The sequence below is a fragment of the Castellaniella sp. S9 genome (assembly GCF_027257175.1).
In the GTDB taxonomy this organism is placed as follows: Bacteria; Pseudomonadota; Gammaproteobacteria; order Burkholderiales; family Burkholderiaceae_B; genus Castellaniella.
Genome location: NZ_JAPFGD010000006.1, coordinates 208,907 through 225,802, shown reverse-complemented (window position 1 = coordinate 225,802; position 16,896 = coordinate 208,907). Strand labels below are relative to the sequence as shown.

At 69.7% G+C, this 16,896-nt stretch carries 18 protein-coding genes; all 18 read right to left on the bottom strand.

The features are described from left to right. Entirely contained in the window at nt 1-849 is an 849-nt protein-coding gene (locus tag OOZ48_RS11935; protein ID WP_269498577.1) for a type II secretion system F family protein, read from the bottom strand. Next, on the bottom strand, nt 846-2,573 hold the full coding sequence (locus tag OOZ48_RS11930) for an ATPase, T2SS/T4P/T4SS family (protein WP_269498575.1): 1,728 nt from the start codon (nt 2,571-2,573) through the stop codon (nt 846-848). Before OOZ48_RS11930 ends, OOZ48_RS11935 begins: the two co-directional genes overlap by 4 nt. Continuing rightward, a complete protein-coding gene (locus OOZ48_RS11925) occupies nt 2,570-3,892 on the bottom strand; it encodes a type II and III secretion system protein family protein (protein WP_269498573.1) in 1,323 nt (440 codons plus the stop codon). Before OOZ48_RS11925 ends, OOZ48_RS11930 begins: the two co-directional genes overlap by 4 nt. A gap of 110 nt (nt 3,893-4,002) precedes the next feature. Further along, nucleotides 4,003-4,920 (bottom strand): Flp pilus assembly protein CpaB, encoded by a 918-nt coding sequence (gene cpaB / locus OOZ48_RS11920; protein WP_269498572.1) that lies wholly within the window; start codon nt 4,918-4,920, stop codon nt 4,003-4,005. Further along, nucleotides 4,917-5,579 (bottom strand): hypothetical protein, encoded by a 663-nt coding sequence (locus tag OOZ48_RS11915; protein ID WP_269498570.1) that lies wholly within the window; start codon nt 5,577-5,579, stop codon nt 4,917-4,919. The genes cpaB and OOZ48_RS11915 overlap by 4 nt, the downstream gene beginning before the upstream one ends. Next, complete coding sequence (locus tag OOZ48_RS11910) at nt 5,576-6,286, bottom strand: hypothetical protein (RefSeq protein ID WP_269498568.1); 711 nt, start codon at nt 6,284-6,286, stop codon at nt 5,576-5,578. The genes OOZ48_RS11915 and OOZ48_RS11910 overlap by 4 nt, the downstream gene beginning before the upstream one ends. After that, entirely contained in the window at nt 6,277-7,593 is a 1,317-nt protein-coding gene (locus tag OOZ48_RS11905; RefSeq protein ID WP_269498566.1) for a hypothetical protein, read from the bottom strand. The genes OOZ48_RS11910 and OOZ48_RS11905 overlap by 10 nt, the downstream gene beginning before the upstream one ends. A gap of 1 nt (nt 7,594) precedes the next feature. Beyond that, complete coding sequence (locus OOZ48_RS11900) at nt 7,595-7,867, bottom strand: hypothetical protein (RefSeq protein ID WP_442867576.1); 273 nt, start codon at nt 7,865-7,867, stop codon at nt 7,595-7,597. A gap of 148 nt (nt 7,868-8,015) precedes the next feature. Further along, nucleotides 8,016-8,714, bottom strand: a complete 699-nt coding sequence (locus tag OOZ48_RS11895; RefSeq protein ID WP_269498563.1) for a fumarylacetoacetate hydrolase family protein — start codon at nt 8,712-8,714, stop codon at nt 8,016-8,018. Beyond that, on the bottom strand, nt 8,711-9,253 hold the full coding sequence (gene ppa, locus OOZ48_RS11890; RefSeq protein ID WP_269498561.1) for an inorganic diphosphatase: 543 nt from the start codon (nt 9,251-9,253) through the stop codon (nt 8,711-8,713). The genes OOZ48_RS11895 and ppa overlap by 4 nt, the downstream gene beginning before the upstream one ends. Before the next feature lie 57 nt (nt 9,254-9,310). After that, nucleotides 9,311-10,816 (bottom strand): heme biosynthesis HemY N-terminal domain-containing protein, encoded by a 1,506-nt coding sequence (locus OOZ48_RS11885; RefSeq protein WP_269498559.1) that lies wholly within the window; start codon nt 10,814-10,816, stop codon nt 9,311-9,313. Nucleotides 10,817-10,825: 9 nt separating this feature from the next. After that, entirely contained in the window at nt 10,826-12,067 is a 1,242-nt protein-coding gene (locus OOZ48_RS11880) for a uroporphyrinogen-III C-methyltransferase (RefSeq protein WP_269498557.1), read from the bottom strand. Between the two features lie 18 nt (nt 12,068-12,085). Continuing rightward, nucleotides 12,086-12,871: a uroporphyrinogen-III synthase gene (locus OOZ48_RS11875; protein ID WP_269498555.1), complete on the bottom strand. Its 786-nt coding sequence runs from the start codon at nt 12,869-12,871 to the stop codon at nt 12,086-12,088. 13 nt (nt 12,872-12,884) lie between these two features. Continuing rightward, nucleotides 12,885-13,838, bottom strand: a complete 954-nt coding sequence (hemC, locus tag OOZ48_RS11870) for a hydroxymethylbilane synthase (protein WP_269498554.1) — start codon at nt 13,836-13,838, stop codon at nt 12,885-12,887. Beyond that, nucleotides 13,835-13,963: a hypothetical protein gene (locus OOZ48_RS11865; RefSeq protein ID WP_269498552.1), complete on the bottom strand. Its 129-nt coding sequence runs from the start codon at nt 13,961-13,963 to the stop codon at nt 13,835-13,837. The genes hemC and OOZ48_RS11865 overlap by 4 nt, the downstream gene beginning before the upstream one ends. After that, complete coding sequence (locus OOZ48_RS11860) at nt 13,960-14,679, bottom strand: TerC family protein (RefSeq protein ID WP_269498550.1); 720 nt, start codon at nt 14,677-14,679, stop codon at nt 13,960-13,962. Before OOZ48_RS11860 ends, OOZ48_RS11865 begins: the two co-directional genes overlap by 4 nt. Nucleotides 14,680-14,804: 125 nt before the next feature. Further along, complete coding sequence (gene sucD, locus OOZ48_RS11855) at nt 14,805-15,686, bottom strand: succinate--CoA ligase subunit alpha (RefSeq protein ID WP_269498548.1); 882 nt, start codon at nt 15,684-15,686, stop codon at nt 14,805-14,807. A gap of 19 nt (nt 15,687-15,705) precedes the next feature. Beyond that, on the bottom strand, nt 15,706-16,866 hold the full coding sequence (gene sucC, locus OOZ48_RS11850) for an ADP-forming succinate--CoA ligase subunit beta (RefSeq protein WP_269498545.1): 1,161 nt from the start codon (nt 16,864-16,866) through the stop codon (nt 15,706-15,708). Nucleotides 16,867-16,896 lie beyond the last annotated feature (30 nt).

Below are 16,896 nucleotides of genomic sequence, written 5' to 3'. Positions count from 1 at the left end.
TCAGAGATCGATCGCCATGATGCGCTGGATCAGCACGATGCCCAGGACCTCGAGGGCCAGGACCGCCGACAGCACCATCCATCCCGGCACGGTCGTCCACAGCAGCGCCATGGCCTCGGGCTCGAGGCGATGCAGGATCGCGATCATGGCCAGCGGCAAGCCGGCCATGACCCAGCTCTGCAGGCGGCCCTGCGCGGTCAGGGCGCGCACCCTGCCCTGCCAATGGTGACGCGCCCGCAAGGTCTGCGCAATGCCCTCCAGGGTATCGGACAGGCCGCCGCCGCTTTGCGCCGCAACGCCCAGGGCGGACACCACCAGCCCGCAGGCCTCCGTCGGCATGCGCGTGCGCAGGTGCGCCAGCGCCTCTTGAAAACCGAGGCCCATGCGCTGTTCGCGCAGCAGCAAGCCGAACTCCTGGGACAGCGGCGCCGGGGAGCGCGACACGATGTGCCGCAAGGCGGGCTGCAGACCGGATCCCGCCCGCAAGGCGCCCGCCAGCGCCTGGACCAGTTCGGGCAATTGCTCGTCGAAGCGGCGGGCGCGCCGCGTCCTGAAGCGCCGCAAAGCAAGCCGCGGCATCGGCAGCGCCAGCGCCACGGCGGCGGGTCCCAGCCACCATTGCCCGGCGATCCAGGCCAGCAGGATCCCGACAGCAAGACCCGCAACGGTCAAGGCCGCCCACAGGTGCGCGGGATCCAGGAACAGGAAGAATTCATCGAGCTGGACACGAGCGTCCTCCTTCAGGCTGGTTTCATAGACCCGCCAGCCGCGCGCCAGGGCGCCCAGCGCCCACCAGGCGCCGCCCGCGGCCAGGCAGAAGACCGGGACCAGTGTCCACCACAAGCTCATGGAGATTCCCCGAAAGCGGCGGCCTGACCGTCCTCGCACACCGTACGACGCGAGAATAACGAGGCCTCGAAGGCATGGGGCTGCTGCGCGAAGCAATCCGGCAGGATGCCACAGCCCGCATACAGCGCGGGCGGCCCGGCCTGCCCATGGAAGAGTTCCTGCAGCTGGATGCGCCCGCCTTCCATGCCGGTGAGCTCCACCACGGAACTCACCATGCGGCGGCCGTCCGGCGTGCGCGACAACTGGACGATGACGTCGATGCTGGAGGCGACGTGCTCGCGCACCGCCGCCAACGGCAGGTCCATCCCGGCCATGAGGATCATGGTCTCGAGCCTGCCCAGCGCATCGCGCGGACTGTTCGCGTGCAGGGTAGTGAGGGATCCCTCGTGCCCCGTGTTCATGGCGGCCAGCATGTCGAAGGCCTCGCCGCCCCGGCATTCGCCGACGACGATACGGTCCGGCCGCATGCGCAGGGCATTGCGCACCAGATCGCGGATCTCGATCCGCCCGCGGCCCTCCAGGTTGGCCGGCCTGGCCTCCAGGCTGACCAGGTGCTGGTGATTCAGGCGAAGCTCCGCCGCATCCTCGATGGTCACCACGCGCTCGCCCTCCGGAATCGCATTCGAGAGAATATTGAGGAGGCTGGTCTTGCCGGACCCCGTCCCGCCGGAGACGATCAGGTTCTTTTTATGGCGCACGCAAGCCTGCAGGAATTCGGCGATGGACGCGTCCAGGGCGCCCACGGCCAGCAGATCCGCCATGCCCAGCCGCCGCGCGGGGAATTTGCGTATGGTGAGGCTGGCGCCCCGCAGGGCGATCGGGGCGATCACCGCATTGACCCGCGAACCGTCGCGCAGGCGCGCATCGACCATGGGCGAGCTGTCGTCGATGCGCCGGCCCAGAGGCGCCACGATGCGCTCGATCACCCCCAGCACGGCCTGCTCGCTGCTGAAGGCGCGCGGGTGGCGCCGCAGCCGGCCGCGGGCCTCGATGAAGATCTCGTCATGCCGGTTCACCATGATCTCGGTGATCTCTGGATCGGCCAGCAAAGCCTCCAGCGGTCCCAGACCCACGGCCTCGTCGAGCAGGTCACGCACGAGCGCGCCGCGCTCATGGTCCGGCGGCGGCGCCTCGTCCTCGGCAATCAGGGCCGACAGGACTTTTGCCGCCTCGGCCCGCAAGGCTTCGTCGCTCATCAGGCCGATGTCCCGGCGCCTGAGCTGCAAGGCCTCGATCAGGCGATCATGCAAGCGGCGGCGCAACGCCAGCCCCTCGGCCGCCGGCAAGCGCCTCTCGTGCGGCTCGGCGATCGGCGCCGGCGCATCCTCGGCAGAGATCGGTGTCGCCGGATCATTCCCATGCCGGGAGTCAGGACCGGGGACGGGGCCGGATACCGCAGCGCCGGAGGGCGCCCGCAGCGGACGACGCGACGAACCGGGCAAGGCCAGCACGCGCAACAGGCAAGGACCGATGACGATCTCGTCGTTCACATCCAGAGGGCCATACAGGGCGACGCGCCGTCCATTGACCTCCGTGCCCGCCAGCGAACCGAAATCCTCGATCCAGACTTCGCCCTCGCGCATCATGATGCACGCGTGGCGCCGGGCGACGCGCCAGGCGCGGATCCGCAGGCCGCTGTCCTCGTCCCGGCCGATGGACAAGGGCAGCGCGAGGCGTTGGGGAATCCGCCGGCCGTCCTCGAATTCCAGGACGACGTCCATCATGGTCCGCCCCCCGCGCGCCATTGGGATCCGGGACCACGGCCGCGCGGATCCCACCGGGCACCATCCCCGGTCGGCTGCGGCTGCGGCAGATCCGACATGGCCGGCAGCATGAGGCGCGTCGGTTCGGGAAACGCCTGGCGCAGAATCGAGGCGGCCCGCTCCGCGCGCAAGCGCGTACCGGGATGCTGGGCCGAAACCAGCACCGGCGTCACGAGAATGGCGAGCTCTGTTTCGTTGCGCTGGAAACGGGTCGACCGAAACAGCGCGCCCAAGACCGGCAGGTCGCCCAGGCCGGGAATCTTGTCGATATTGCTGGAAACATCACGCGACAGGAAGCCGGCCAATACCAGGGTTTCACCGGAGCGGACGTTGAATTCGGTGGCGGCGCGCCGGGTCTTGAGCGACGGGCCCTCGGGCACCGACAGCGTGGTATCGATGGAGCTGACTTCGACCTCGATGCGCGAGCGCACCGCGCCGCCGCGCTCGACCGAGGGGGTGATGCGCAAGGATACGCCGTAGGGCTTGAAGGCGGTGCGGGTCTGGCCATTCTGGTCCACCGTGCTGTAGGGCATTTCGCCCCCCGCGAGGAACTCGGCGGTGGCGCCGCTGCGCGCCAGCAGTTGCGGCTGTGCAAGCACCACGGCGCGCCCTTCCTGCGCCAGCGCCTCGATGCGGGCCGAGAGCAGCGCGTTGACCCCGAAGTAGCCCGCCAAGGCCCGCGCCGGGAAACCGATGGGCACCACGGTCTGGCCCGGGCGGTCCGCGTGGCGCGTGGAACCGCCGTCCCAGGCCAGCGATGCATTCACCCCGCCCTCGGGCGCGGCGGACCAGCGCAGCCCCAGTTCGCGCGCCAGCGAACGCGGGACCTCGACGACCTGCACATCGAGCAGGACCATCCGGTCCCAGCCGACCGTGCTGGTGAAATCCAGCAACTGGGGATAGCGCCGGCCGAGTTCGGCCACACGTTGGCGATCCGCATCGGACAGGTCATCGCCTTCGACCACCAGCTTGTCCCCGACGACACTGACCCGCGCGCCGGGAATGCGTTCGATCATGCCGCGCAGTTCGTGCTGCAATTGGCGTGCGCCCTCGGCGGCGACTTCGACCATGTAGCGATGGACGTGGCCATCGGCCGCCCAGACGTGCAGGGCGCTGGAACCCTGGCGGCGCGCGAAGACGATGACCTCGTGATCGTCCGTGCTGATGGCCTTGAGCACCTGCCCATCGCCCACGGCCACCCGCAGCGCGTCGGGAATGCCCAGCACGCGAACCTCGCCCACCTGCATCGGCAGCTGCGTATCGGCGAAGGCGACCGCCATACGGGCAGCCACGCATGCACAACACAAGAGGCCCAGCCAGCGGCCGCGCGCGCGTTGCGCGCGGCGCGGGATCCCGCCCGCGAGGCGGGGAGCCGCAATCCGGCGGGCGATCATGGTTCGGCCTCGTCGGACATGTCGCGCGCCGCCTGCATCCAGGCGCTGGCCAGCGCCTGGGCCTCGGGCAGGTCGAACAGGCCCGCCGGCCGCGCCGCGGAGGGCGCCGGGCTGTTCAGGCCCGGCACGCGTCCGCCCGCGTTCGTGCCATAGACGACCGTGGCACCCTTGCGGCGCGGCGGTGGCGGCGCCGAGGCCACGCCCAACAAGGCGGCCAGGTCGCCGCGTACCGCACGGCGGTCAGCCAGCGGATCGTCCGGATGCCGGAGGATGGCCGTGATCGAACCGCCCTGCCGGGCGGCGACGAGCTTGACCACATCCTCGGGCGCCGCATCGAGCGTCACAGTGGAATACGTGCCTTCCGCGCCCCCGTCGAAACGAGTGGCGCGGCCGGTCGCCAACACCAGCACCCCCTGCAGCAGCGGTGCCGTCATCCGGCGCCGCTGGTATTCGAAGGAGACATACAAATCGATCAGGTCCCCCGGCTGCAGCAGGCCCGACAAGGAATTGATCTGGTCGACCGGCAAGGTGATGGCACGCCTGCCCAGAGCCAGCTGGCTGGAGAACGCGGGGCCGGCGGCCTGGGTGTGTGCCAGCAGGACCGGATCGCCCGCCTTGAGCGGAGCCGTCAGTACGGTATCCAGCAGGCCGGCGTGGCGCGCGGCCGGCACACTGTCGCTGCTGAGCCATTCGAGCGGCATGCGACGCAAGGCCAGATGTTCGGCACGCAGGCGGGTGCCGGCCGGCAGATCGTGCGCAGCCACGACGCGTTCGGCCATGGGTACGCGGGCCCGCGCCTCGATGCCGGCGACCCGTTCGCGCACGTGGGCGTCGAGCGCCCAGGCCGCCAGCAAGCCCGCAGACAGGGCCAGCACGCCCAGCACGGCGCTGCGCGGCATCCGAAACCGTCTCATGGTTCGTCCCCCTCGCGATACCAGGTCCAGATGATCGAATGCGACCCCTGCGGCTGGATGCGCACCTGCAGGAATGCCCCCGGCCGCCGCCAGGCCTCGCCGCCGGGCCAACCGGCCTCGGCGGGACGCCAACCGTCATGAACCAGCAGCCGCCGGATCGCGGGCCGCAGGCCGGCCGCCTCGTCCGGATGCGCATGGCTGGCGATCGTGAGCCGTGCCGCGCCTTCGCGCTGGGTCACCCGGGTCAGTGTTCGCACGCCCGCGGGCAAGGGGACGCCGGCCCCCTGCCCGGAAGTCGGTATGGGCGTCAGCACCGACACCATGCCCCGTGTGCCTCGGGCGCCCGGACGCAACCAGCCGAACCAGTGGGCGCCGTCCCGGACACCGGACAGGACAATGCCGCCCTCGATGATCGCCAGTCGATCGAACACCATATCGCGTAGCCCCGCGAGCCGGCGGGCCGACTGGGCGGGTGGCGAGTCGGCCTCGAACGGGTGCTGGGTCAGCCGCGCGCCCGGGAGATCGACATCCTGCCGCGGCCCCCAGCGCCAATCCGGCCACGCATCGCCCGGCCCAGTCGTGAGCGCGCCGGCATGGGCGCAAAGGCTTGTGAGCGTCAACACGAGCACAAGGCCGCGGGACAGCCGGATGAGCCTCATGGCTGTTCCCCGATACGCAGGTGGCGGGCGGGCAGCATGCCCGCCCAGGGCGTCAGCCAGTCGTCCTGCAGGCCGGCCCGGCCCCAGGGCGCATCCACCGGCCGCATCCGCGCATCGACGCTGCGCCCAAGCCCCGCTGAATGGCCCGCCGCATCCGCCCACAGCGTGCCTGCGCCCGCCAGCACAGCCTGGACCTGCGCATCCCCCGGCGCCGCCCCCTCACCCCGCAGGATCGCGGTATGGCGCACCCACCGTAGCGCGCGGCGATCAAAGTCGCGCAGGCCGCCCTCGACGCCCTGGACGCCTGCGGTCGCCAGGTCGACCTCGGCGATCCGGACGGCCTCATCCCCCAGCCGCAGCTCGCGGCGGATCGCCGGCCCGGCAGCGACGGAATCGCCCAGCTGGCGATGAGGAGCCTGCGCCGCCTGGAGCCATCGAGCGCCGACGCCGGCAAGCACAGGGGCATCATGCCGGCTTGCCCAATGCTGCCCCGCACCCGTGAAATATGAATCCGCGGGCATCATCGCAGGCGCCGCCACGCCTTGATGCGCGTGAGCAAAAGCCTGATGGCGGCTCGCATGCAAAGCCTGCAAGTCGATGTCGCGCAAGCGGCCGAGCCAGGCGGCGGCCAGCCAGCCGCCGGCAAGAACGCCCATCACCACCAGGGCTTCGACCAGGGCCTGCCCGCGCTGCGCCGTCATCGCCATGTCAGCTCTCCGGCGGACGAGGCCGCGGACCGCATCGGCGCAAGCCGCGCCAACCAATAAGGTTGAAAGAGATTGGGGGCCTCGTCCAGGCCGTCCGCGCGGGGACCTGGCCGGACGAAGTAGCTGTGGGCGGCGCTGCGCGTCTGCACGACCAGGCCTTCCGGACCGTCGATGGACAAGTGCAGCTCGAATCCCGCCACGCCCTGGGGGCCGGTCGACGCCATGTCGTAATACGGCGCCAGGCCGCCGGCCTGCCATTTTGGCCTGGTCCGCACCGCATAGGAATTGGCGATCGGGTTGTCGCTTTGGTCGAGCAGGCTCCAGTCGGTGGCATCCTGGACCCAGCGCCAGAAGTCTTGTTCGGAGAAATCCTCGGGCGCGGCGTCCGAGTATTCCCCCGCCATGATCGCGCCGGCCTGCGCGGGGATCCAGGCCCAGCCCATGGCATATTCGCGGTAATAGCACCCTATCCAGCGATTGGCCCGCAAGGCATGGAAGGACTGGGTGTCCGTCGCCTGCCAGCGGCCGGCGGCATCCATGGCCGTCTGGCCGCGCCGCCGAAGCTGGTGGCGCAGCATCGGGCAACGGGCATCCACCGCCCAGGCGTTGCGGGCCGTATGATCGCGCGGTCCGAGGAAGGGATACAGGCCGGCGATGCCCTGCACCAGCTCGCGCAGATCCTGATCGGGTGCATGCCGCCGCAGCAGCGCGGGCCATTCGTCATGCAAGAGCGCCACGCGCAGGTCGCCCTCGGGCCGCTCGGGATAATGCGCCCGAAGAACCGCACGGATGGCCGCCATACGGGCCTCGGGCGCCGTCGTCGCGACATCGCGGGACAGCCCCGCATAGAGAGCGTGGACTTGGCGGTCATGGGCCGCGTGGGCGCGTCCCAGTGCCCCCTCCTCACGCGCCCATTCATCCAGCCCGGCCGCCCGGGCGGCGGCCAGGTAGGCCCGCCCGTGGTCGGCCCCGAACAGCATCCCGATCAGATGGGCCGGGGGATTGCCGCGCGCCACCTGCCCCGCCTCGGCCCCGCCGAACAAGGCCCAACTGCCCAAGGTCACCAGGTGCGCCATGGCCAGTTGGTGGGCAAGCTGCGCGCGGTTCAAATAGGCCAGCATGTTCAGCGCGCGGGCCTGGACCAGCGCGCCGCTATAGGCCGCGGCATCCAGGCCGTGAACCTGCCGCACCTTGGCCGCGAGCACCTGGCCCGCCGAGAAATAGCGCAGCAGCGCCAGCGACAGGGCGGCGGCCAGCAGCATGCCCAGCACCAGCACCTGGCCGTCCTGGCGACGACACGCAGCCATGTCACTGCGCCGCACCGGCGTTGCCGGTGAAGGACTTGAGGGTCTTGGCTGCTGCCTGCTCGGCCCCCGCCTCGGCGGCGGCCTGTGCCGCGCGCGATTGCGCCGTGCCGTCCTCGCCGGCGATTTCCTTGGCCATGGCGGCGGTCTGCGCGCGAATCACCTGACCGAAGGTCTGGTACACCGCGATGGCGGCCACCGCCACGAGGGCGACGACGATCATGTATTCGACCATGCCCTGGCCGCGCTGCCGTTTGCCTGTCTGGATGCGCCGCATGTCGGGCCCTCCTCGATCCTGTGAGGAGCCCAGTGTGCATCGCCCGCCACCGGCCGGCTATTCGCGCAAGCCGAGGCGGCCGCAAACGACACGGGGCGGCGCGCGAACGGATCGCGCCCCGCCCCGTCAGGGACCGGCCTAGCCGAAATCAGGCGCCGATGCGCACCTGCAGGGCGCCCAGCCCCTCGATCGTGCCCTCCAGCAGGTCGCCGGGCACCACCGCGCCCACGCCCGCGGGCGTACCGGTGAAGACCAGGTCGCCGGCCTTGAGTTCAAACAGGGTCGACAGGTAGGCGAGTGCCTCGGGCACCGACCAGATCATGTCGGACAGGTCGCCGACCTGGCGTTCCTGGCCGTTGACGGTCAGGGCGATGCGCCCCTGCGACAGCGCGCCGGTGGCGGCGATCGGGTGGACCGGGCCGATCGGGGCGCTGTGGTCGAAAGCCTTGCCGACCTCCCAGGGCCGGCCGGATTTCTTGGCCGCGCCCTGCAGGTCACGGCGCGTCATGTCCAGGCCAATGGCATAGCCCCAGACGCAGGCGGCCGCCTGCTCGGCCGTCAGGTCGCGCCCGCCCGAGCCCAGCGCGGCGACCAGTTCGATCTCGTGGTGCAGGTCCTGGGTGCGTGGCGGATACGGCATGGTGCCGACCTCGCCGTCGGCGATGCTGAGCACCGCGTCGCCCGGCTTGGCGAAGAAGAACGGAGGCTCGCGGCCCGAATCGCCCATTTCACGGGCATGATCGGCATAGTTGCGGCCCACGCAGTAGACGCGCCGCACGGGAAAGGCGGCGTCCGACCCCGCCACCAGTAGTGTGCCCCCCTCGGGCGTGGGGAATACGGTATTCATGCCGCCTGCCCCGATTGTTGATAGCGCGCCGCGGAATCGAGGATCTCGCGCTTGGCGGCGTCGATGCCGGCCCAGCCGGACACCTTGACCCACTTGCCTTTCTCGAGGTCCTTGTAGTGCTCGAAGAAGTGTTGGATGCGGGCCAGTTCCTCGGCCGGCAGGTCGTCGGTGGATTGGATGTCGCGGTAAGGGGGATAGAGCTTGTCGACGGGACGCGCCAGCAGCTTGGCGTCACCGCCGGCCTCGTCCTCCATCTGCATCACGCCCAGGGCGCGGCAGCGGATGACGGCGCCCACCTGGATGGGAAACGGCGCCATGACCAGCACGTCGACCGGATCGCCGTCGTCCGAGATCGTCTGCGGGATGTAGCCGTAATTGCAGGGGTAATGCATGGCCGTCATCATGAAACGGTCGACGAACACCGCGCCCGAGGTCTTGTCCACCTCGTATTTGACGGGATCCGCATTCATCGGGATCTCGATGATGACGTTGAATTCCTCCGGCACTTTTTCGCCGGCGGGTACGCGATCTAAACTCATGATTGACCTTGCTGTGATGATGATGGAAATGAGTGTGACGATGGGCGGGCGCGATCCTCAGCGCTTGTGCAGGCTGCGCGAACCGCCGTCCGAGGTCTGGGACATGTCCACGCCGGGGATCGGTGCGGTATCGAAGTAGTCGTCGCCGTGCGAGGCCTTGGCGGCCGGGGCGGATGCGGTGCCCGGCTCGGGGGGGCCGGCCACCGGCTGCGGCGTGCCGGATGGTTCCCCGTCATCGACGTAGACGCCGCTGGCGGCCTCTGGAATCCGCGATTCAGGCGCCTGCGGGGCCAGGGGATCCTGCCGCGCCTCGTCGAACCTGGGATCGCCGCGGGTATCGGCCGCCGGCAGCAGGCGGCCGACGGCCGGCACCGCCACACCGGCCTCCTGCGAGGCCTTGCGCCAATGTTCCAGCGCCAGGTCTGGGCGCCCCAGGGCGTCGTCCAGTGTCGCCAGCAGCGCATGCACGTGGGTGTCGGAACGCAGCGCGAGGCTGCGCTCGAGGTAGTGTTCGCCCTGTCCCCACAGCTGCGCGCCCAGGCAAAGCTGGCCCAGCGCGGCCAGCAGACTCGGATGATCGGGATTGGATTTCAGCCAGATTTCGGCGCGCGCCAGGCGATGCGCGGCCTGGTCGGGCTCGCACTGCGCGTAGGCGCGCAGCAGCCCGTCGTCCAGCGCGCGCCCCAGGGCCGCCTCGAGGATGCGCGCGGACTCGACGGCGTGCCCGAAACGGGCCTGGGCCTGAGCCGCCGCGAGGGCGATCGCCGGATCCAGGCGCTCGTCGGCGGTCAGGTCGGCCCACAGGGTCTTGATCGCCGCCTCGTCGTCGCACTGCGCGAAGCGCCGGGCGACCGCGCCGCGAATGAAGGTGTGCGCCTGGGTCGGGTCGATGGCGCTGCGGCGCAACAAGACCCGCGTCAGGGCATAGACCTGCTCGTCGTGGCCCAGTTGGCGATGGGCGCGCAACAGCAGGCGGGTGGAATGGAAATAGCGCGAGGAGGCATCCTGCAAGGGTTCGAGCAGCGCGAGCGCCTCCGCGGCGCGGCCCTGGTCCAGGTACATCTCGGCGGTCACGGTGTCGACAGCCTGGCGCAGGCGGTTGTCCTGGCCCGCGCCCTCCTGGGCCAGGCGCAGGACCTGGTCGCGGCGCTTGTATTCGCCCAGCAGGTGCAGCGCGCGCGCCGCGCTGAGGCCGGCCAGGACCTTGCGGTCGGCCGAGCGCGTGCGCGACAGCAGGTTGGACAGGTCTTTCTCGGCCTGCGCATAGCGGCCCTCGAGGACATTGATCCAGCCGCTTTCGAGGAGCTCGACGTCGCGGGTCTGGGCGCGGCGGCCGCGCCAGGCGCGAAAGCGCTCGGGCCCGGCGCCCAGCCAGCCCGCGCAGCGCAGCAGCCAGTGCAGGGCGACGAAGCCCGCCAGCAGCAGGACGACGGCCAGGGACAGGGACAATTCGATGCGCCAGGGATGGGCGACGATGAGGACGTTGCCGCCGTGTTCCCGCAGCACCAGGGCCAGCGCCACGGCGGCGACCAGCAGGATCAGGGTCCAGAACCAGCTCCGCATGGCCGTCCCCTATTGCCCGCCGTCCGCCGGGGCGCCACCGGGCGCCGCGGCGGGGGTGTCGGTCTCTGGCTCGGTGGACGGTGGATCCGCGGCATCCTGGGCGCTGAAGGCGTCGCGCGCGGCGGCGATGGCCTCGAGGCTGTTGTCCACCGTCGGCAGGCGGGTCTCGATCGCCGTATCGAGCAGGCCGCGGGCCAGGTCCAGCGCCTCACGCGATTGGCCGGAACGCATGTCGAAGCGGCGGTCGATGGCATCCGCGACGCGGCCCAGTTCGGTCTGCCAGATCTTGGACTGATGCATCAGCAAGGCCAGTTGGGCGGTCAGGGTGCGCTGCTGGAGGCCCTCGCGAAAACGCGCGGCCTGCTCGGGCGAGATCAGCAGCGCGGCCGCATCGTCGACGCGCCGCACCTCGAACAGGCCGCGCAGGTCATGCGACAGCATGGTCCCGGCGTTTTGCGTCCAGTCCCAGGCCTCGTGGCCCATGCGCCGCCACCACGGTGCGTCCGCGGCAAGGGGATCGGCGGCGGCCGGCGCCGGCGCGGGCTCGGCGGCGGGCGGCGTCGTCTGCGGCGCGGCGGCATCGGGCACCAGCAAGGGCGCCTCGCCCAGCAGGGTATACAGACGGTCGAGCCTGGCGGACAGGGTCGGCACGTCGACGGTGACCACGGCGCGCAGGCGGTCCACGTCGCCGTTGATGGTCTGCTGCAGGGATGCCAGCGCCGGACGATTGGCGCGCGCCAGCCTGGCCTGCGCGACCTCGAGCGAAATGATGGCGTTGGCGACGTTGCCCTCCAGGCCGAGCTGCTGCTGGGCGATGGACACCAGCCGGTCGATGTCGTTGAGCAACAGCAGATCCGAGCCGCTGTCGGTCATCATCTGCAGGGCCTGGTCCAGATCGTCGACCTGGGCCTGTGTCTCGTCCAGGACCTTGCGCAATTGGTCCAGCTGCGTGGCCTGGCTGCGCGCCTCCGCGCGCGCCTGGTCGGCCGCCGCTTGGGCAAGCTGCGCCGCGCGCGCCGCCTGGCCGCCCTGTTCGACCATGTCGGTGCGCAGGATCCGGTATTCGCGATTCTGATACCACAGGGCGCCGCCCAGCACGATCGCCAGCACCACCAGCAGCAACACGGCAACCGCCAGCGACGAGGACCTGCCCTTGCGCGGCGTAGGTTCGGCCACGTCGCCGGCCGGCGTCGATTGCGTAGGGGGCGTCTCGGGTTCGGCGGAATGCGTGCTGCGGTCTGGGTCGGTCATGACGGCGTAATGTTCCTTCTAACAACGCGAGCGCGATGCTGCCAATATAGCCTGAAATATCGCCTGCTCGTCAGGCGCGCAGATTTTTATATCGGGCGCCCGCCGGTGGCCGGGGCCCGGCGAATCGGCATCGATCAGACATTGTAGCCGCCGCGCAATACGCGCGTGGATCGTCACGACGCGCAGATGGGACGGCCACCCCTGACCATGGGTCTGGAAGCTGGCGGCGATCGCCTCCAGACCCTCCAGGCTGCTGACCAGCAGAATACAGGGGCGCGCGCCCAGGGCCGCCTGGCACTGGGCCGGGGTCCAGCGCACCGCATCGCGGCCATACAGGGCATGGCGCCGCACCTGGCAGCCGCGGCGCTCGAGCTGAGTGGCCAGCCATTCCCGGCCGCGCTGGCCGCGCAGGATCAGCGCGCACGCGGGCCGCAGGCCGCGCGCATCCAGCAGTGCCATCAAGGCCTCGGAATCCTGGGCGCTGTCGGCGGGCGGCGCGAGGATCCGGTCCGCCGGCACCCGCCGGCGCAGCGCGCGAGCCGTGGCCTGGCCGACCGCGGCGGCGAAAGTCGCTGCCGGCCACGCGTCGGCATGCTGGGCAAAATACTGGTCGGCCGCCTGGCGGCTGACGAACACCACCAGGTCATAGCCAGCCGGCGCCGGGGCCGGTTCGTCCAGTGGCCGCAAGACCAGCGCGGGCGCGATGATCGCCGCCAGACCCTCGGCCTCGAGGGCGCGGGCGATCGACTCGTTGCGTCCTTCGGGCCGTGTCAGGACGGCAAGGGGCAGGGCCGGCTGCGGCATGCGGCCGGCGCCTTCAGTGGGCGTCGGGCGCGGCCAGCAGGCGCGCAAGAATCACGTCCGCACCCTGCTCGAGCAAAGCCTGCGCCACTTCCGCCCCCAGGGCCTCGGCCTGGGCCGCAGCCCCCTGGGCACCGGCCCGCAACACGCGCGAGCCGTCGGGCTCGGCCACGAGGGCCTGCAGGTCCAGCCGTCCGCCGGACTCGGTCGCGTAAGCCGCCAGCGGCACCTGGCAGGAACCGCCCAGCGCCCGCGAGACGGCCCGCTCGGCCAATGCGCAGGCGGTGCTGCGATCGCAGGCCAAGGGGGACAGCCAGGCCTGCACATCGGTCCGATCGGCCATGATTTCGATTCCCAACGCACCCTGGCCCGCCGCCGGCAGGCTGTGTTGCGCGGGCAAGACTGCGCGGATGCGATCGCCCAGGCCCAGGCGGCGCAAGCCGGCCGCCGCCAGGATGATCGCCGCGTATTCGCCGCGATCGAGCTTGGCCAGGCGGGTATCGAGGTTGCCGCGCAGGGGCCGCACCCGCAGATGTGGAAAGCGTTCGCGCAACTGCGCCTCGCGCCGCAGGCTGGAGGTGCCGACCACGGCGCCGGCGGGCAGGTCCTCGAGACGCGGGTAATCGTTCGAGACCAGGGCGTCGAAAGGGTCCTCGCGCGCCATGATGGCGGCCAGCGCGAACGGCGGCCCGAGGTCGACGGGCACGTCCTTGAGGGAATGGACCGCCAGGTGCGCCCGGCCGTCCAGCAGCGCGGTCTCGAGTTCCTTGACGAACAGCCCCTTGCCGCCGATCTTGGACAAGGTTCGGTCCAGTATCTGGTCGCCGCGCGTGGTCATGTCCAGCAATTGGATGTCGCACTCGGGATACAAGGCCTGCAAGCGGTCGCGCACGTGCTGCGCCTGCCACAGCGCAAGGCGGCTGGCGCGCGTGGCGATCACGAGGCGGCTGGGCGATAGGGAAACAGTCATGCGGTGCACCTGGACAATAGGAGGCTGGCGACGATGCCCAGCACAGCCAGGATCGCCAGCCCCTGCAAAAGGGACAAGCGGGATTCGCGGGGCTTGCGGCCCGGTTGCGGATCGGTTGGTTTCATGAGCGATTCTCCGTCGAGGTCTGCGCGGCCTTTTTCCGGCGCGCGATCCAGGTGCCGATGGCCACCACCACCACGGCGCCGAGGGCCTCGGCGGCAAATTTGACCGAGGCGTCCTGCGGTCCCAGCCAACGATGCACCGCCACGTCGGTCACCAGCATGCCGCCCGCGATCCAGCCGAGCAGGGCCGCGCCCAGCGTCACGACGATGGGGAAGCGGTCGATGAGCTTGAGCACCAGTGTGCTGCCCCAGATGATGATGGGCACGCTCATCAGCAGGCCGAAGATGACGTAGCCCAGCTGGTGGTCGGGGATGGTGTTCTGCGCGGCGCCGGCGATGGCGATCACATTGTCCAGGCTCATCACGAAATCGGCGATGATGATCGTGCGGATGGCCGCCCACACCGAACTGGCGCCCTGGATGCTGTCGTGGTGCGTGTCGTCCGGCAGCATGAGCTTGATCCCGATCCACAGCAGCAGCAAGGCGCCGACGACCTTGAGGTACGGGATGGCCAGCAGCGTGAGGGCAAAGGCGATCAGGACGATGCGCAGCACGATGGCGCCGGCCGTGCCCCACAAGATGCCCTGGATGCGTCGCTTGTGATCGAGCTTGCGGCACGCCAGGGCGATCACCACGGCGTTGTCCCCGCCCAGCAGGATATCGATCAGGACGATCTGGAAAACCGCTCCCCAGTGCAGTTGCTGGATCAGTTCAAGCATTCATGGTCCTCGATGCGACGCCCCGCCCCGCGAAGCCGGCCATGCCGACAGCCGACAGCCGGCAGCGACGGCCGGCGTCGAGGCCGGCGCTGCCGGGATTGGTGCGCGCCCTGCCGTCCCGAGGGCTACAGGACGGTCTTGAGCAGCTTGCCCATCTCGGACGGATTGCGCGTGGTGCGGATTCCGCAGGCTTCCATGATCTCGAGCTTGGCGTCGGCCGTGTCGGCGCCGCCCGAGATCAGGGCGCCGGCATGCCCCATGCGCTTGCCCGCCGGCGCGGTCACGCCGGCGATGAAGCCGACCACCGGTTTTTTCATGTTGTCCTTGGCCCATTGCGCGGCTTCGACCTCGTCGGGCCCGCCGATCTCGCCGATCATGATCACCGCATCGGTGTCCGGATCGTCGTTGAACATCTTCAGCACGTCGATGTGCTTGAGGCCGTTGATCGGGTCGCCGCCGATGCCCACCGCGCTGGATTGGCCCAGGCCCAGTTCCGTCACCTGGGCGACGGCCTCATACGTGAGGGTGCCCGAGCGGCTGACCACGCCGATGCGGCCCTTGCGATGGATGTGTCCCGGCATGATGCCGATCTTGATTTCATCGGGCGTGATCAGGCCGGGGCAGTTGGGCCCCAGCAGCAGCGACTTGCGGTTCTCGGCGCGCATGCGGTTGCGCACCTCGAGCATGTCGCGCACGGGGATGCCTTCGGTGATGCAGATGACCAGGTCCAGATCCGCCTCGACGGCCTCCCAGATGGCGCCGGCCGCACCGGCCGGCGGCACGTAGATGACCGAAACCGTGGCGCCGGTCTGAGCCTTGGCGTCCTTGACGGAGGCATAGATGGGGATACCCTCGAAGTCCTCGCCGGCCTTCTTGGGATGCACGCCGGCGGCGAAGGCGGCGCGGCCGTTGCCATAGTCGCGGCACATGCGCGTGTGGAACTGGCCGGTCTTGCCGGTGATCCCTTGCGTGATGACCTTGGTGTCCTTATTGATCAGAATCGACATGTTTCTTCCTCGGATATGCTTATTTCGCGGCGGCGACGACCTGCGTCGCGGCTTCGGCCATGGTGTCGGCGCTGATGATGGGCAGCCCGGATTCGGCAAGCATGCGCTTGCCCTGTTCTTCGTTGGTGCCCTTCATGCGCACGACCAGCGGCACACTGAGGTTGACGGCCTTGCAGGCTGTGATCACGCCTTCGGCGATGACGTCGCAACGCATGATGCCGCCGAAGATATTGACCAGGATCGCCTTCACGCCTTTGTTCTTGAGCATGATCTTGAAGGCTTCGGTGACTTTTTCGGCCGAGGCGCCGCCGCCCACGTCCAGGAAGTTGGCGGGCTCGCCGCCGAACAGCTTGATGGTGTCCATGGTCGCCATGGCCAGGCCCGCGCCGTTGACCAGGCAGCCGATGTTGCCGTCCAGCTGGATGTAGGCCAGGTCGAACTTGCTGGCCTCGATCTCGGCAGGGTCTTCTTCGTCGAGGTCCCGGTACTCGAGAATCTCGGGATGGCGATACAGCGCGTTGGAATCGAAGTTGAATTTCGCATCCAGGGCCTTGATGCCGCCGTTGCCCTCGAGGATCAGCGGATTGATCTCGGCCAGCGAAGCGTCGGTGTCCCAATAGGCCTTGTAGAGCTTCTGGAATTCAGCGGCCGCGGCGGACACCGAGGCCTCGGGCACGCCGATGCCGCGCGCCAGGCCGGCGGCCTGCTCATCGGTGAGGCCGGTGGCCGGATCGACGAATACCTTGAGGATTTTTTCGGGGGTCTTTTCGGCGACCACCTCGATTTCCATGCCGCCCTCGCTCGAGGCCATGACGCAGACGCGCTGCGAGGCGCGGTCGGTCACGATCCCGACGTAGTATTCCTTCTTGATGTCGGCGCCTTCCTCGATCAGCAGGCGGCGCACCTTCTGGCCCTGCGGACCGGTCTGGTGCGTGACGAGCTGCATGCCGAGGATCTCGGATGCCAGCTGGCGCACCTCGTCGATCGAGCGCGCCAGTTTCACGCCGCCGCCCTTGCCGCGCCCGCCGGCATGGATCTGGGCCTTCACCACCCAGACAGGCCCACCGAGTTTTTCCGCCGCAGCCACCGCCTCCTCGACGGAAAACGCGGGAATCCCGCGCGGTACGGTCACGCCAAACTTCTTCAGCAATTCCTTGCCTTGATATTCGTGAATTTTCATGTGTTACCTGTCAAAGGAGAAAAAAAGAAG

What these genes read in the sequence shown, in the direction of transcription:
- OOZ48_RS11900 (WP_442867576.1), bottom strand. Translation starts at nt 7,867, where the DNA reads ATGCGGCGCATCCAGACAGGCAAACGGCAGCGCGGCCAGGGCATGGTC.
- OOZ48_RS11905 (WP_269498566.1), bottom strand. Translation starts at nt 7,593, where the DNA reads ATGGCTGCGTGTCGTCGCCAGGACGGCCAGGTGCTGGTGCTGGGCATG.
- OOZ48_RS11865 (WP_269498552.1), bottom strand. Translation starts at nt 13,963, where the DNA reads ATGAAACCAACCGATCCGCAACCGGGCCGCAAGCCCCGCGAATCCCGC.
- OOZ48_RS11860 (WP_269498550.1), bottom strand. Translation starts at nt 14,679, where the DNA reads ATGCTTGAACTGATCCAGCAACTGCACTGGGGAGCGGTTTTCCAGATC.
- sucD (WP_269498548.1), bottom strand. Translation starts at nt 15,686, where the DNA reads ATGTCGATTCTGATCAATAAGGACACCAAGGTCATCACGCAAGGGATC.
- ppa (WP_269498561.1), bottom strand. Translation starts at nt 9,253, where the DNA reads ATGAGTTTAGATCGCGTACCCGCCGGCGAAAAAGTGCCGGAGGAATTC.
- OOZ48_RS11875 (WP_269498555.1), bottom strand. Translation starts at nt 12,871, where the DNA reads ATGCCGCAGCCGGCCCTGCCCCTTGCCGTCCTGACACGGCCCGAAGGA.
- OOZ48_RS11885 (WP_269498559.1), bottom strand. Translation starts at nt 10,816, where the DNA reads ATGCGGAGCTGGTTCTGGACCCTGATCCTGCTGGTCGCCGCCGTGGCG.
- cpaB (WP_269498572.1), bottom strand. Translation starts at nt 4,920, where the DNA reads ATGAGACGGTTTCGGATGCCGCGCAGCGCCGTGCTGGGCGTGCTGGCC.
- OOZ48_RS11925 (WP_269498573.1), bottom strand. Translation starts at nt 3,892, where the DNA reads ATGGCGGTCGCCTTCGCCGATACGCAGCTGCCGATGCAGGTGGGCGAG.
- OOZ48_RS11930 (WP_269498575.1), bottom strand. Translation starts at nt 2,573, where the DNA reads ATGATGGACGTCGTCCTGGAATTCGAGGACGGCCGGCGGATTCCCCAA.
- OOZ48_RS11915 (WP_269498570.1), bottom strand. Translation starts at nt 5,579, where the DNA reads ATGAGGCTCATCCGGCTGTCCCGCGGCCTTGTGCTCGTGTTGACGCTC.
- sucC (WP_269498545.1), bottom strand. Translation starts at nt 16,866, where the DNA reads ATGAAAATTCACGAATATCAAGGCAAGGAATTGCTGAAGAAGTTTGGC.
- OOZ48_RS11910 (WP_269498568.1), bottom strand. Translation starts at nt 6,286, where the DNA reads ATGGCGATGACGGCGCAGCGCGGGCAGGCCCTGGTCGAAGCCCTGGTG.
- OOZ48_RS11880 (WP_269498557.1), bottom strand. Translation starts at nt 12,067, where the DNA reads ATGACCGACCCAGACCGCAGCACGCATTCCGCCGAACCCGAGACGCCC.
- OOZ48_RS11935 (WP_269498577.1), bottom strand. Translation starts at nt 849, where the DNA reads ATGAGCTTGTGGTGGACACTGGTCCCGGTCTTCTGCCTGGCCGCGGGC.
- OOZ48_RS11895 (WP_269498563.1), bottom strand. Translation starts at nt 8,714, where the DNA reads ATGAATACCGTATTCCCCACGCCCGAGGGGGGCACACTACTGGTGGCG.
- hemC (WP_269498554.1), bottom strand. Translation starts at nt 13,838, where the DNA reads ATGACTGTTTCCCTATCGCCCAGCCGCCTCGTGATCGCCACGCGCGCC.